12 protein-coding genes are annotated in these 14,138 nt (G+C 57.7%); 5 read left to right on the top strand and 7 right to left on the bottom strand.

The genetic code is table 11. The features are described 5' to 3' along the window. Positions 1–206 precede the first annotated feature (206 nt). Positions 207–1,370: a peptidoglycan recognition protein family protein gene (locus L248_RS15300; protein WP_052000003.1), complete on the top strand. Its 1,164-nt coding sequence runs from the start codon at positions 207–209 to the stop codon at positions 1,368–1,370. A gap of 75 nt (positions 1,371–1,445) precedes the next feature. On the opposite strand, the gene L248_RS10385 is transcribed toward L248_RS15300, so the two are convergent. The 4 genes from L248_RS10385 to L248_RS10400 all read right to left on the bottom strand — a co-directional run bounded on the left by L248_RS10385 (position 1,446) and on the right by L248_RS10400 (position 5,762). Further along, positions 1,446–2,216, bottom strand: coding sequence for a hypothetical protein (locus L248_RS10385; protein ID WP_040536266.1), 771 nt, complete (start codon positions 2,214–2,216; stop codon positions 1,446–1,448). A 134-nt stretch (positions 2,217–2,350) separates the two neighbouring features. Next, positions 2,351–3,820 (bottom strand): hypothetical protein, encoded by a 1,470-nt coding sequence (locus L248_RS10390; RefSeq protein WP_155828634.1) that lies wholly within the window; start codon positions 3,818–3,820, stop codon positions 2,351–2,353. 81 nt (positions 3,821–3,901) lie between these two features. Further along, a complete protein-coding gene (locus L248_RS15305; protein ID WP_022530172.1) occupies positions 3,902–5,413 on the bottom strand; it encodes a DUF4097 family beta strand repeat-containing protein in 1,512 nt (503 codons plus the stop codon). Next, on the bottom strand, positions 5,406–5,762 hold the full coding sequence (locus tag L248_RS10400) for a PadR family transcriptional regulator (RefSeq protein WP_022530173.1): 357 nt from the start codon (positions 5,760–5,762) through the stop codon (positions 5,406–5,408). The genes L248_RS15305 and L248_RS10400 overlap by 8 nt, the downstream gene beginning before the upstream one ends. A gap of 202 nt (positions 5,763–5,964) precedes the next feature. On the opposite strand from L248_RS10400, the gene L248_RS10405 reads away from it, so the two are divergent. Both L248_RS10405 and L248_RS16435 read left to right on the top strand, forming a co-directional pair. Further along, positions 5,965–7,335 (top strand): hypothetical protein, encoded by a 1,371-nt coding sequence (locus L248_RS10405; RefSeq protein WP_022530175.1) that lies wholly within the window; start codon positions 5,965–5,967, stop codon positions 7,333–7,335. A 237-nt stretch (positions 7,336–7,572) separates the two neighbouring features. Continuing rightward, positions 7,573–8,322: a C40 family peptidase gene (locus tag L248_RS16435; RefSeq protein WP_022530176.1), complete on the top strand. Its 750-nt coding sequence runs from the start codon at positions 7,573–7,575 to the stop codon at positions 8,320–8,322. 126 nt (positions 8,323–8,448) lie between these two features. On the opposite strand, the gene L248_RS15310 is transcribed toward L248_RS16435, so the two are convergent. The 3 genes from L248_RS15310 to L248_RS10425 all read right to left on the bottom strand — a co-directional run bounded on the left by L248_RS15310 (position 8,449) and on the right by L248_RS10425 (position 11,393). Beyond that, positions 8,449–10,359 carry a peptidoglycan recognition protein family protein gene (locus L248_RS15310; protein WP_081701295.1) on the bottom strand — a complete coding sequence of 637 codons (1,911 nt, stop codon included), beginning with the start codon at positions 10,357–10,359 and terminating at the stop codon, positions 8,449–8,451. Between the two features lie 84 nt (positions 10,360–10,443). Further along, a complete protein-coding gene (locus L248_RS10420; protein WP_040536269.1) occupies positions 10,444–10,962 on the bottom strand; it encodes a sigma-70 RNA polymerase sigma factor region 4 domain-containing protein in 519 nt (172 codons plus the stop codon). Between the two features lie 182 nt (positions 10,963–11,144). Beyond that, the gene (locus tag L248_RS10425) at positions 11,145–11,393 is read right to left on the bottom strand and encodes a hypothetical protein (RefSeq protein WP_022530179.1); all 249 of its coding nucleotides are present in this window, start codon (positions 11,391–11,393) and stop codon (positions 11,145–11,147) included. Positions 11,394–11,658: 265 nt separating this feature from the next. Between L248_RS10425 and L248_RS10430 the strand changes: the two genes are divergently transcribed. Together L248_RS10430 and L248_RS15315 are read left to right on the top strand one after the other, a co-directional pair. After that, a complete protein-coding gene (locus L248_RS10430) occupies positions 11,659–12,417 on the top strand; it encodes a hypothetical protein (RefSeq protein ID WP_022530180.1) in 759 nt (252 codons plus the stop codon). 81 nt (positions 12,418–12,498) lie between these two features. Continuing rightward, positions 12,499–13,998, top strand: a complete 1,500-nt coding sequence (locus tag L248_RS15315) for a glucosaminidase domain-containing protein (RefSeq protein ID WP_052000007.1) — start codon at positions 12,499–12,501, stop codon at positions 13,996–13,998. Positions 13,999–14,138 lie beyond the last annotated feature (140 nt).

The following is a 14,138-nucleotide window of genomic DNA, read 5'->3' on the forward strand; positions in this document are numbered from 1 at the left end:
GATGTCGTGGAATATGAATTTTGTCCCAGTCCCTTGTAGGGGCGGGAAGATCGTTCCCGATTGTTCCCGATTGAGGGCTTCCTACTAGCTGGGTGGGCCACGATTGGTAAAGCCCGGTGATTAGCACATACAGCGAGGGACGCAATCGCCTGCATTCAGTTTAATCGTGTTAAAATGTACTGGAATGAATGAGGGGAGAGATTATTTTGAAGAAACGCGGATTGCTCCTGAGCCTGGCGTGTGCGGCAGTACTGGCCGTCGCGGCGGTGCCGCAAATGGCCCAGCACTGGTCCTACACCAGTGAGGCGCTGATCCAACCAGTCGCCGTGACGAACCAGTTCATCAATGATCAGCACTTTGCTGATCCCACCATCACGACGAAACAGACGACCTTCACCCACTGGCTGCCATACCGCCATGGTGTCGGCAAGCCTGAGGGGGTCGTCATTCACGAGACCTCCGATCCGGACATGCCTTTGAATGAAGAAGTCGAACGGATGCAGACCCAATGGGTGAAACGGCAGGCTTACGTGCATGCCTTCGTTGATCACACGGGCGTGGTGAATATCCACCCCACCGATTACGGTGTTTGGGGGGCTGGTCCGGCGGCTAATGCCCGGTTCATCCAGATTGAACTGGTGGAAGAACACACTGCGGAAGACTTTGCCCACTCCATCAATAACGACGCGTATTACGTCGCCACCTTGCTGAAGCATTATGGTCTGCCGGCCACGCTGGCCGAGCATACGGGCCAGGGCACGATTTGGTCCCACAATGCCGTCACCCAATTCTTAGGCGGGACCACCCATACGGATCCCACGGCCTACTTTGCTTCTTGGCATTACAGCATGGATCAGTTTGCGGCTTTAGTCCAACAGAAGCTCGCCGTTTTAAATAACGGCGGTACGGCACCGACGACGAAACGGGTCGTCCAGGTGCAGAACCGCATCGGCGTGCCGTTGTGGAACGGTTACGGCGCCAACCGTACTTACGCTGGCCGGTACTTGGGCAACAATACCCGCTGGCTGATCAATGACCAGCAATTTGCTGACGGCCACTATTGGTACAAGATCGGGGCCAACCAGTGGATCGAAGACACCGATACGTCCTGGCCCAATGGCTATGGCAACAGTCAAAACGCCAGCAGCAAAGTCATTACCATTAAGTACTTTGCGGGGCAAAGCATTGCCCTGTGGAACGGCTACGGGGCTGACCGGCAGTTTTCTGGCCGCTACCTCAAAGACGGTACTCGCTGGCAAGCCACTAAACAGGTTTACGCTGGCGGTGAGTACTGGTACCAAGTTGCCCCGAACCAATGGGTGGAAGGCAACTACACCGATAGTCCAGCGGGTTTAACCGCACTGCGTTAATTGGTTGGCCATAACGGCATGAAAAAAGGAGATGACCGCAATCGGCCGTCTCCTTTTTCTGTCTACCGCGTGACGTTACTTGGTTGGCGTCCAAGTTCCATAAACACCGAAGATGTAAGTGTTCGTCGCGATTTTGTAACTGAGATTACCACCAATGTAGCGAGCGCCAAACGTCCGCCAACGAGAATTTTTGGGCAGCGGTTTCGTACCCGTGACACCGTTAATCATGGTCTGCGCACCCAACCGGGTCACGGTAAAGATACCGGGTTGCGGGTTAAGGACAACATCACTGCTCTTGACGAAGTCTGTATGGCCCACTTGGTAAGTGATCGCGTCACCATGACTGTCGAGAACAGCCCGCGCACTTTGCCAACGGGAACCATAAGGCAGCGTGCGGGTCACCGTACCCATGGCATACGCATCGTTATAGACTTTGGCGCCTGCCTTGTTACTAATTTGTACAATGCCCTTCGTCCACACACTGCCTTCGGTCAAATAGGAATTGGGTGATACCGCATTGGCTGGAATCCACACATTCGTACCAATCCGGTAGGCAAATGGATAGGTCCCCATGCTGCCCGTCTCCATTCCGATCAAATCGTAACGCCAGCGGGTGCCTTTGGCAATCGTGCGGCCCGTGGGCTTGCTCAGTGTATTATCCGTATAGACATCCGTTGCTTTGAGTGTCGTCACGACCCCCAGGTCACCTTGGGTGGTAAATTTGGTCTGTGTGGCAATTTGGCTGCCGTTACTGTCGGCTGCTTGGGCCTGGGCCGGGACAATTGCCGTCAGTGCACCGGCACCAAGCAATGCGGCACCAAATAAAGAAATCAGAATCTTTTTCATCAGGATAAATCCTCCTTTGACCAATCGGTAGGTACCATCTGAACGCCATCATTATATACCGGGGTCCGACCGCCGTACAGAGCCCACTCTTTTCTACCAAAAAGGCCCCCAGCGGTAGGCTGGCGGCCTGATGATTAAATACTCGGATTCAAGCGGATCTGCAAGGGCGGCACGGTCAAATCTGCGGTCAGCCCCATCCACGTCACCGTGGACGAGTCCGGATCGGGCTGATGCAGCAAGTATAACTTGCCGTCCAGCAGACCGAAGACGAGCAGCGCCCCGCTCTGGGTGTTGATAATGTACGTCGCGCCCTCCACGACCTTGGCCGGAGAAACGACGAAGACATACTGCATCTGGGCCTGTTTCGTGCCGTCCTTGTTGATGCCCTGGTAGTCGGTGGTCTTGACGCCCGCGCCGTACAGGTCGGTGAAGTCCACCGACACGTTGCCGATGGACGAATCGTTGGCATCTGTGATGGCCCCCACCAGCTGCATGAAGTCAGCATTGCTCTGGACCGGCGTCTTTTGAATCGCTCGGTAGGCGTTGCGGGTATTGTTATATACGTCCGGAATCCCCGGCACGTACCCGTTCATCTTGGTCAACGCCACCCCCGTCTGCGCTGGTCCGAGTCCTTCCTTGGGCCACGGCGTGATGTCCTTGGAGTAGAAGATCAGCTGGGCATCCGTATTCTCAATCCGCGCCCGGGCCAGGTTGATATTGTCGCCGGAACGGCCATTCGTCCACAGCGTCACCCGCTGGGGCAGCCGCCGCGCGGCATTCTGCCCATGGACCGTGTAATTCACCGTCAGCAGATTCTTCGGCGCCAGGTACTCCTTGCCGTACGCCGCTTGCAGCTGACCCGTACTGATGCTGTACGAAATGACTGACGCCTTGTTGGCATCGGCGGGTTTCGTCGTGTTCAGCTCCGTCCAGGCATTTTGGTAAGTGCCGTTGGCATTCACCGTGATCTCCCCGGCCGCGACGTTTTTACCGACAAACATCCGGTAAGAAAAGGTCCCGACATACGCCTTGTCGGCCACTGGTTGGGCGCCAGCGTTCACGTCCACCAACGCAGTCATCAACCGATTGGCCAGCGAGGAATTGTCCCCGTTAGCACTGGTGCCGCCGTCTTGGCTGCTGCTGGCGGCGGTACTGCTCTTTTCTTTCTTCCGCTGGTCCGTATTCTTCAACCGCGCAAAGCGGTACGTCTTGCCCTGATACGTGACGGTGTAGCCGGTCACCGCGTACCCATTGCCGGCACCGGCATAGGGCGCCACGAAGGTCAGATTGATGGCCGGATTGGCCTTGACTTGCAGCGTGTTCTTGCTGATATCCCCGGTGTACTTGGGGTTGGCGAAGCTGCTGTCGAGCTTGTTCTCGCCGGCCGTCTCGCCCACGGCATCGACAGCCTTGACGACCACGTCCGCCTTATTGAATTGGAACGAGAGCACATCGCTCTTGCCCTTCCCCTGATAGAGGTACCAGGTCGTCTTAGACCGCTTCAAGACCGGCCCGACCATGTCTTGGTGCTGACCGCAGCCGCCGACCAGCAGAAGTACCGCCAGAGCCAGGCTGGCCACGATCCATCCCCATTTACGCCGCACAATGATTTCCTCCAGTTCTTCCACACTCATTTATTCTAGCGTACCACTGACAGAAATAAGATTTAGCTTTGCAGAAAATCGTTAGCGAATACTGATACTGCCGTCTTCTTTATTCACAGTCACCGTGAAGGCCGGCGCGGTCCCCACGGACCCCTGCCAGCGGTGGTGACCCTGTTTACTGAAAACAGCCTCGTCGGGTACGCTCACCCGGCCGTCTTCCCGGCGCAGGTTGAAGTAGTAGCTGGCCCCCACGGGCAGTTCCAAACGGGTACTGCCGTCTTCGCCGGAAATGTTCAGGTTGCCGGTCACCGCCGTGAAACTGGCGGCGAAACGGCCGTCCTCGGCGGTGAAGTCGCCCGCCCCGGTGAACTGCTCCAGCGTCAGCGACCCGTCCTCGTAGCTGGCAGTCACCGGCTGGTCGATGGTGCTGCGGCGAATTGCGGCATTGCCGTCGTCGAAGGACAGGTCCAGGCTGGTAGCCGTCATGTCGCTGGCGTTCCAATGCCCATCACTGAAGGACACGGTCACATCGTTGGCGTGGACCACCGTCCAATTCTGGTTGCCATCATCCCCCGAGACGCTCAGGCTGCCCGCGTTGACCGTGTTCAGAATGATGTTGCCGTCCCCGCTTTCCACACTCAGTTCGTCTGCGGCCTGGAAGTGATCCAGCTTGATGTTGCCGTCGTCGGCACTCAGGCTGGTCTGGGGGAAGCTGGCCGCCGCCAAGATAACGTTGCCGTCCCCGCTTTCTACATCCAATTCATCGCCGCTGACGTTGGCCAGATGCAGATTCCCGTCGTCCAGCTTGACCGCGACGTCCGTCAGGGTGTCCAAATCGTGGACCGCGACGTTACCATCGTCACCGTTCACCGTCACGCTGCCGCTGAAGCTGCGGGGTACACCGATGACCAGTAAGGCGTGGAAGCCCCAGCTCAGCTGATTGATGCGGAAGGTGAAGCTAAAGTGCGAGCGCCGGCCGGCTTGGACAGTCAACGTGCCGCCCTGCACCGCCATCCGCGCGTACATATTGGGTTCATCGGTAGTCATATACTCCGTCAGTGTGAACTGATCGCCGTCGATGGGCTGCAGTTCCACGTCGTCCGGATAGGTGACGGCCAGGGCAGAAATTCCATTAGCCGGGGCCCCCAGATGCTGGACTTCCACCAGCCGCGGATCCCGGTGAATGCCGGTCCCGATTGGTGCCGGGGCGGTCTTACCGTGAACCGGCGGTACCGCTGCCGGTTGCGGCGAGCGCCCTTGGGCGTTAGGCAGCGGTGTCGGCTGTGCCGGTGCTGATGGTGCCGCCGGTGCTTGCGGTGCAACGGGCGCCGCCGGCTGCTCAGTCGCGTTGGCGGCCGTGCCGTCCTCCGCGTTCACCTGCTGCAGCAGCTCGTCCACGTCCCCAAACTCCTGGAACGCGGCCGCGACAGCCTCCTCCGCGGATTTCCCCGCGGCCATTTTCTCCGCCGCCGAATCCCGCAAGTTGCCGAACAATTCCGCGAATAAGTCCTTGTTATCCGATGTCTGCGGATAGTGGTTGAACGATTGGTTCAGCCGTTGAATGATCAATACGTCCCGATCTGCGTTACTCATGAGCCGTAACCACCTTTCCTAAAATCAAGTCATCCATCACATGCTTCGCCACGTCCCAATTTTTCTGGGCGGCGGTGAGCTCTTCCCGGCCCTGGGCGGTGATGCTGTAATACTTCCGCCGGCTGCCCTGGGTCTCATCGCCCCAATAGCCGCTGATACTGCCGTTCTTCACCAGCCGCCGGAACACCGTGTAGAGCGTCGCTTCATTAATGGTGTACGTCCCCTTGCTCAGGGCCGTCACGTCTTTACTGATCTGATAGCCGTAGCTGTCACCCTGGGCGAGGATGTTCAACACAATCGTCCCGGTGTAGCCGCGGATCATATCGTTAGAAATGTGCGTTGCCGCCATGTCCGCGCCTCCTTTTTGAATTATCTATATCATAGCACACATTACTTTTCCTGGCACAGTATTATTTTAAGAAATTTTACTGATCCCATCAGAAAGGCCCAAGTAAGCCTTTTCTCCCACCAAATATCCGTCTCGGGCAGTAGCCTGGAACCGGTTCAACAGGCTATAATGAATAGATAGATGGTGGAACGGAGGCAACATCATGGGAGAGAAAAAGCATGCGGCCGTTTGGTCGCTGGGGATCGCTGCAGCGCTGATGTTAGGCACAACAGCGATGGCACCAATCACACAGATGCCGGTAGACACGGCAACCACCACAGAAACCAGTACTCAGAATACGAATTGGCAATCAGTTAAACAGCAATTATTAGCGACGGACTTATTAAGCGACGCCGTCGTTCCGGTGAGTTGGACCACCCCGGTGCTCCAACGATCTGGTAATGTACTCACCGTTGATACCCAAACGACCCTGGCAGACGTCATCCAAAACGCCAACAATGCGAGCGCGTTGGATGCTGCTTGGGCTGCCATCGGTCAGCAGGTGAGCTTGCGTACCGCTATGACCGTTGCCGGGATCAGTGCCGGCGACTTGCCCCAGGGCAGCGCCGCGGTATTGGCCAACCAGTCGGCCAGTTTGGCCGGTCTATTCAGTGCACCGATCAATACGGCCGTGCTGCCAACGGTCGCGCAGAAGATGACGGCGACCGTCTTAGCACCGGCTTTGACCCAGCTGCAAATCACCGCCGCTGCCCAAGGCTGGCAGCGATTAGGAATCATTACGGTCGCCGCCAATGGGCAGTACCACGTGACGGACCAGCCATTGAGCAGCCTGGTGGCCGCGGCCAGCAGCCCTGCCGACCTGAATCAACGGGTCCAACAGGTCTTGGACCAGCTGACTTGGCGGATGGCGTTGCAAGTGACCGACGGATTAATACCGCAAGCTTTACCCAGCGGTGCCAGCGTCGAACTAGCGGCCTTTCTAAAATCACCAGCGAAGACGACCACCAGCACGATTGGCGACGCCTTGGCGGCCGAGAAAGCCGCGGCGACCTTCACCGTTGGCCAACCGGTCCCTGCTTACAGCACCCTCTTCGATCAGTGGCAGGCCGTGTTGACGGCGAACAAGCCGGAACAGGGCGCTGACGGGGAGAAAGACGACGACAAGACGCCGAGTACCCCGAGCTTGACCACAACCGACGGCAGCCAAGATCAAACCCCGGCGACGGACACCAGCGATGTAGGCGATAAAGTCGATGGCACGGATACTGCCCAGCCGCAAAAACCGGCCGAGCAAACACCGCCGGCCAAGGGCGGTCCGGTCCTCACCCTCGCCCCGGACAAGACGGCTGCTTCTTCCGCACATCATGACGCTGCCCAAACAAAACCGGTGGTCACCTTGACGGAACAAATCACGTCGATCCAATATGAGAACTACGGCAGCAGTGCGGCTAGGAATGACACGCTGCCCCAAACCGGGGAACAGACCAGCGCCGACCGCTGGCTATCGATTAGCGGGTTGTGTCTGCTGGTATTGACCACGATTGCGGTCAAATGGCCGCGGCGTCTCTTTTAACCGGACTTTTTTCACATTAATGATGATTGCTTAATCAGCCTTAGAGCCGCGTCACCATGGGATTATCCCAAGTGACGCGGCTCTTTGTGTCTTTTTCTGACCCTCGAAGTGACGTTTTTGTAACCTTTCCATGGTGAGACTGTAACAGGTTTGCAACACGCGTCCGTTAGTATTGAGAGCGTTGTTAAGTTAAGAAATTACTAAAACACAAATACATTCTCGGAGGTCGCATTCTTTATGAAGAAATCACTTGTTACGTTGGTTGCATCATCAGTTCTCGCTCTCGGTGGCGTTGCCGTCACCGGCCAAGTTATCGGAGACACTGCTCAAACCGTCCAAGCCGCTACGATCGTTAATGCCGGTGGTGTGGTCACCACAGGTGACACGGATACATTTGCTTATGTTGCACCGTCCACCAACCCGAACTATGCCCGCACTTTGAGCGCTGGTTCCCGCTGGAAGATCACCAAGACCACCAAGGATGCCAGCGGCCAAACCTGGTATCAGCTGGGTACCAACTGCTGGGTCAAGGCAGCCGACATGATGACCGACGCTGAGTACGCGGCCATCGTTAAGTCCAACGCCGCTGCCGATGCCGCCGCCAGCACCAACGTCAGCACGCCGAGCAACAGTGTTCAAGCAGTGATCAGCTTGGCTAAGCAGCAGCTGGGCAAGCCTTATGTATGGGGCGGCAAGGGACCTTCTTCCTTCGATTGCTCAGGTCTGATGTACTACGTATTCCAGCACGCCGCAGGCAAGAACATCGGCGGCTGGACTGTACCTCAAGAATCTGCGGGTACACAAGTATCTATTTCTAACTTAAAGGCCGGCGATCTGGTCTTCTGGGGCAGCCGTGGTTCGACTTACCACGTTGGCCTGTACATTGGCAATAATCAATACATCCACGCACCGCAACCGGGCCAGGGTGTCCAAATTGCTTCGATTTCCGGTTACTTCATGCCCAGCTTTGGTGTCCGGGTACTGTAATTCATTTACTGAATATTTAGTTAAACCGGTCTGGCTGCAGACCGGTTTTTTGTTGCCAAAAAAACGTGCCGCCGACTTCAAACACCAGTCGGCAGCACGCTCTTTTACTGCAAATCATTCACTTTTTTACTGGAATGCACTCTGGCCGGCCGTGACCCAGGCATTGGTCGCCACCCGGTACTGGGCCGTCCCGTTCACGACGCGGAAACCGGTCACTTGCCAGCGCGACCCGGTCCGCAATACCCCCGGCAGGCTCTGGCCGGCGGTGTTGATCATCGTGGCACCGGCACTGGCGGTGATCCGTACGATGCCTTGGAGCGGCAGCAGCTGACCGTTATTCAGGACGGCTTGCTGGCTGCTCAGCCACTGGTTCGTTCCGACCAGGTACCACACTTGGCCATTCGCCAGGACCGCTGCCTTGTTGACCCGCCAGCGGCTGCCGGCAGCCAGTTGGCCAGCGGCCGTTGAATCAGTCGGGCTGCGGCGCAATTGGGCGCCGCCGGCCGCGGTCACTTGTGCTTGAGCGCCGGATAACACATGCGTCGCCACGGCCGGGCTCGTCTGACCGCCGTTGTTACCGGCGGCTGCCTGCCATGTGGCTGCTGTCCCGGGAATCCATTCTTTCCCTGACACGCGGTACCACACGCTGCCATCCTTGAACGTCGCCTTTTCGAATGCTCGCCATGCACTGTTCGCCGGTAGGACCCGCCCGGTGGGGTTCTGCTGGGGGCTGCCGTAAACATGCGCACCGGTCGTACTGGCAATCCGGACGACGCCGTTGACCGGTGTACGGGTCGGCGTCTCCGCTGCCGGCGGTGTTGCGCCGGCATAGTTGCCAGTGGCGGCACTGACCCATTGGTTTGTTCCGACCTTATAGTACCGTTGACCATCCGGCGTGGTCCCTACCCCGTGCACTTGCCAGCGCGTGGGCGCGGCCAAGAAGCGGGCCTGCCGGTTCAGTCCGCCGGGGGCATCCAGTACCGGCGTGCCGCGGCCGCCGCTGGTGACTGTGAAGATACCGCTGGCCGGTTGGAGAGTCGCCGCCGGTGTGGGATGCCAGGTCCCCAATACATCCACTTGGGAAGAAATGGCCCAGAACAAGCCCTTGCCGCTCTCATCAGCCATTTCGTACATCGTGACGCCTTTGTCCGTCTGCGCACTCTGGTCGATGCGGAACACCTGGCCGTCATAAGCAGCACTCATTTTCTCCAAGCGGAAGCCTTGGCTCGTGAGAACATAGGTCCCATTGATATTGTTGCCTTGAACTTGGCCGTATAAGTTCTCCCCTTTGGAACTGACCACCTGATCTAGGTCAGCGGTCGGGCCGCCGCCGTTCAAGGCATTGTATTTTTTCTGGACCAGGGCAAAGAACTGATCCATGTCGTAGCCCCACTGGGCAAAGTAGCCCACCGGGTCGGTGTGGTCGGTCCCGCCGAGGTAGCTGCTGACGGCATTGTGGGACCACACGGTACCGCTCCCCGCAGTATCGGCTAAGGACACCGGCAGTCCGTATTGCTTCAATAGATAGGCCGTGTAATAAGCATCGTTGTTCACCGAGCGGGCAAATTCATCCAGGCTATGGGCTTGGACCAGTTCAATCTGGATATACCGCGCATTGGCGGCCGGGCCCGCACCCCACACCCCGTAATCGGTGGGATGGATATTGATGATCCGCGACCCGTCCACGAACGCATGGACATAGGCGTAATTCGTCATCCATTCCCGCTGCATATAGGCAATCTCGTTGTCAATGGTGGAATTGGGGTTGGCTGTTTCGTGGATCACGATGCCTTCCGGTCGGCCGACCCCATTGCGGTAAGCAAACCCTTTAGTAAACGTGGTGGCGTAAGTGGTAATCGCCGGGTTGGCGAAGCCTTGGGCTGCAATGTACGCATTGATGTCTGTAGCCGCCTGAACCGCATGGTGCGTCGCGGTCGGACCGGCAGCGTGCTGTACCGTCATGGTGACGGCGGGGCCCGCGATGAGGCTGAGCACCAATGCGCACGTCAGCGAGCCGCGGTATTTCCTTCCCGTCATGAAATAACCTCCTGTATGGGTATCAACCCGATATTGTTATCTTATCAACCTTCTCAAAGCCGGACAAGGTTTAGTTTTCTAAGTTTACGAAAGCGGTCTTTTATCATCACTGAGCAAACGCCGACGAAGTTTATTCCGGGCGTTGCGCATAGTCCGAATCGACAGTCCCAAATGGTCGGCGACCGTTTGTAAAGGGACATCGCGCAGCCAATGTTCCTCCACGATGGCCTTTTCTCGCACGTCGTGACTGGCGCCGCGCAGCAATAAACATAAATCAGTTAACTCCGGGGCGGCCGGCGCCCCGTCGGCCGCCAAGATTTCACTGGCCTGCCGCTCCTGCCACCAATTTTCGCGGCGGCGTAAATCCCCTAAGACCCAGCGTATCTTTTGGTAGACGCGGGGGCGGAAAGCCGCCCATTCCTGCTCCGTCACCGGCTGTTCAGCAACGTAGCACTCGGCAAAAATCAGCATGGCTTCTTGCACCAAGTCTTCCCGGGCAAACACCCCGAACGACCGGCCGGCGCGTTTGACTGCGCCGTTGATCAGCTTTTCTTCCTCCTGAGCAGCCGCAAAGCCCGCTGCCCATAATTCTCCTGGTGCCATGATCGACATCACCCTTACAACATATTCCCAAGCGCTTGAGTAATGTCAGATTATCAGGAAACTGATTCCTTCCCGACACCTATCAGATGAAAGAAAGCACGCCCCGCCGGCGGTTTGCGGGCACAAAAAAACCGCTGGTCCGTTCAACCAGCGGTGCTGCGCATGTGCTCCGTATGATGGGGTTACAACATTTCAATATCGCTGGGATTCACCGCGGTGAAATGCCACGACGTATCCAGCCGCTGCTCTGACCACGGGGTCCCGATGACGACCGATGACCACCCTTGAGGCAAATTGCTCATCAAATCGAGCAGCTGACTGCCGATGAACCCTTGCTCAGGCTGGTCCTCGTAATAAAACGTGATCCGGGTGACATTGTCCAAGATTTTCATTTCACCATCGCGACTGCTCTCAATTTGTACCAGCGCCATTGCTCTCCCTGCTTTCTTCCGGTCCAACCGCCGGATTCACAATGGTTATATGATAGCTAAGAAAGCAAGCGATGACAAGTCCAGCGCGTACTCACTGCCAAATATCGCGGCCTGGGCAAACACTTCATGGCAGCGATTTTCATAGATCCGACCACAATTCGTTGAGTGAGCATGCAATTGTTGAAAGTAATATTCGTCACAAATTACGATATAGTAGCCTATGGTTTTTGAAACAACATGCCACCCGCCCTCAGAAGAAAGGAAGATGACTATCACTGCTACCCCTTCATTATCGGCCAGCGTGCCGCAGACCCTGGCGACCTTAGCCGCTCAACCGCACCCCGCCGCCGACAAAGTATGGCTCACACCGAACATCGCTGCCCTTGTGGCCCACCCGACTGGTACGCTGGTCTGCTACACCGACGGGCGAATCCTGCACACCCCGCAGACGCCCAAACAGATCCTCAACCAGGCCATGAGCCGCACCCTCCTGCTATCACTGATGCTGCCCCGGGATCTGATGCAGACTGGACGAGAAAAGAAAAACCGGCTGCCGCTGCCGGCGGCATTTGGCCGGCTGATCTACCTCCCCCTGGGCGCGACCCGGAACAATAGCCCGCACTTCGTGGCCCTGCACCACCTGGCGCGGGTCGACCAAACTTATGCTCAGCGCACCTGTACCTTCCATTTTGCAGCCCCCTGCGCGCCGTTAACACTGCCTTACTGGCACGCCGATATCAACCAGCACATTGACGATGCCTTGACGGTCGGTCAGAAAATGTGGACGTTCCTGCAAACATTGGCCCAACAAGCCGGGGTGCATTCGCCCCGGGTACCGCTGAGTCCATTGATGAAGCAATGGGCGCAGCGGCACCCCGACGCCGTGCCCGACCAGGCCGCTCTGCACACCATGCGGGACCAGCCGTATTATGCCGTGGAACGACTGCTCACCGGCGACACCAGTTCCACCCCAGAATGGACTGGGGACATCAACCGGGTCTTGCGCCGTCTGCGCTATTATTAGGAGCGCTGTTGATTGCTGAACAAGGGCCGTCTTTGGTATGCTATTCCCATAGCCCATCGGTTAAATTGGAGGAAAAACGATATGAATAAAAAGAACGCCTGGGGAAAACTGATCTTGGCCAGCAGCCTGGCCCTGTCTTTGGTCGCCTCGGCCATTACTCCGCACCCGGCCAAAGCCGCGGCAGACACGGTGACGCTGGCCAAACTCGCGACTGTGACACCGGCCCAGCAGGCCGCGTTCATCCAAACGGCCGCTGCCACAGCGCGCACGGTAGCCACCCAGTACCGCCTGTACCCGTCGGTGATGATCGCCCAGGCCGTATTGGAAAGCCACTACGGCACGTCCCAGCTGGCTTTGCCGCCCAATAACAATCTCTTTGGCATCAAGGGCGACTACAACGGTGCCTCCGTCGATATGCCTACCCAGGAATGGGATAAGGACAAGAATCAGATGGTCACTGTCACAGAGAAGTTCAAGAAGTATCCGGACCTGCTTTCTTCCTTCAACGACAATGGCAACAAGCTGCGTAACGGCGTGAGCTGGGACGCGGGCTATTACGCTGGGACGTGGGTCGAAAACACGACGTCTTACAAGGATGCAACGAAGGCCTTGACCGGCAAATATGCCACCGCGCCGACTTATGGCGACACGTTGAATGACTTGATCCAGCGGTGGGACCTGACGCAATATGATGCCGCAGTGGCTCCTTCGAACCAAGTGGCTTACGTCACGGCCGGCGCTGGGGCGACGGTGTACACCAGTTACAGTGATAACCGCCAGCCCACCGGTGGGACGCTGAAGCTGGGCACGGCTTGGCGGGTCACCAACACAGCCACCCGCCTGGATGGTCAGGTCTTCTACCAAGTGGCCCATAACCAATGGATCAGCGCCGGCGACACATCGACCACCGCACCGACAACGGTGACGCCCGCTAATACAGTCATTTACGTGGCCAACAGGACCGGGGCAGCCGTCTACAACACCTATACTGCCGGCCGTCAAGCCACCGGCCGGGTGCTGCCCTATGCTTCTGCTTGGCGGGCGACCAGTGTGGCTAAGCTGGCCACCGGTGAAACACTGTACCAGGTCGGCACAAATAATTGGCTGCGCAGTCAAGATATCGCTGCGACCAAACCGAACGTGCCCGGTCCGGTGGAAAAAACAGCCTACCAATACGCGACCAACGACGTGCTGACAATCACCCAGCGCGGCGGCGCCGCCCTCTATCAGGGCCTGACCAGCCAAACCACCGGCCGCACCCTGGCCCAGGGTTCCCGTTGGCAGGTATCCCGTACCGCCTTTGCGACAGACGGCTCGATCTGGTATCAGGTCGCCACAGGCCAATGGGTCAGTGCTGCCGCCGGCACGCTGGCCAGCGGCACCAGCACGGTCAAAGAACGGGGCATCGTGCGCACGCACAGTACGACCCCCATCATGACCGGTACCGGCCAGCTCACCCAGCGAACATTGGCTCCCAATACCCGCTGGCAGTATTTTGCCAAGAAAAAAGCCTTCGGGCTGATCTGGGTCCAAGTGGCGACCGACCAGTGGATCACCGGTCCCACGCTGACGACGGAGTAACCAAGTCCCCGCACGGCAACGCACTTGAAAATTCAGCAATCAGCATCACTGTCAGGGACTGGGACAAAATTCTCCCTCGACGACGTGCCAAAGCTCCGCAAGCTCCGGCAAAACGGGCGGCGACGCGCAGCTAGTGCGAA

The organism is Schleiferilactobacillus shenzhenensis LY-73, from assembly GCF_000469325.1.
GTDB classification, from domain to species: domain Bacteria; phylum Bacillota; class Bacilli; order Lactobacillales; family Lactobacillaceae; genus Schleiferilactobacillus; species Schleiferilactobacillus shenzhenensis.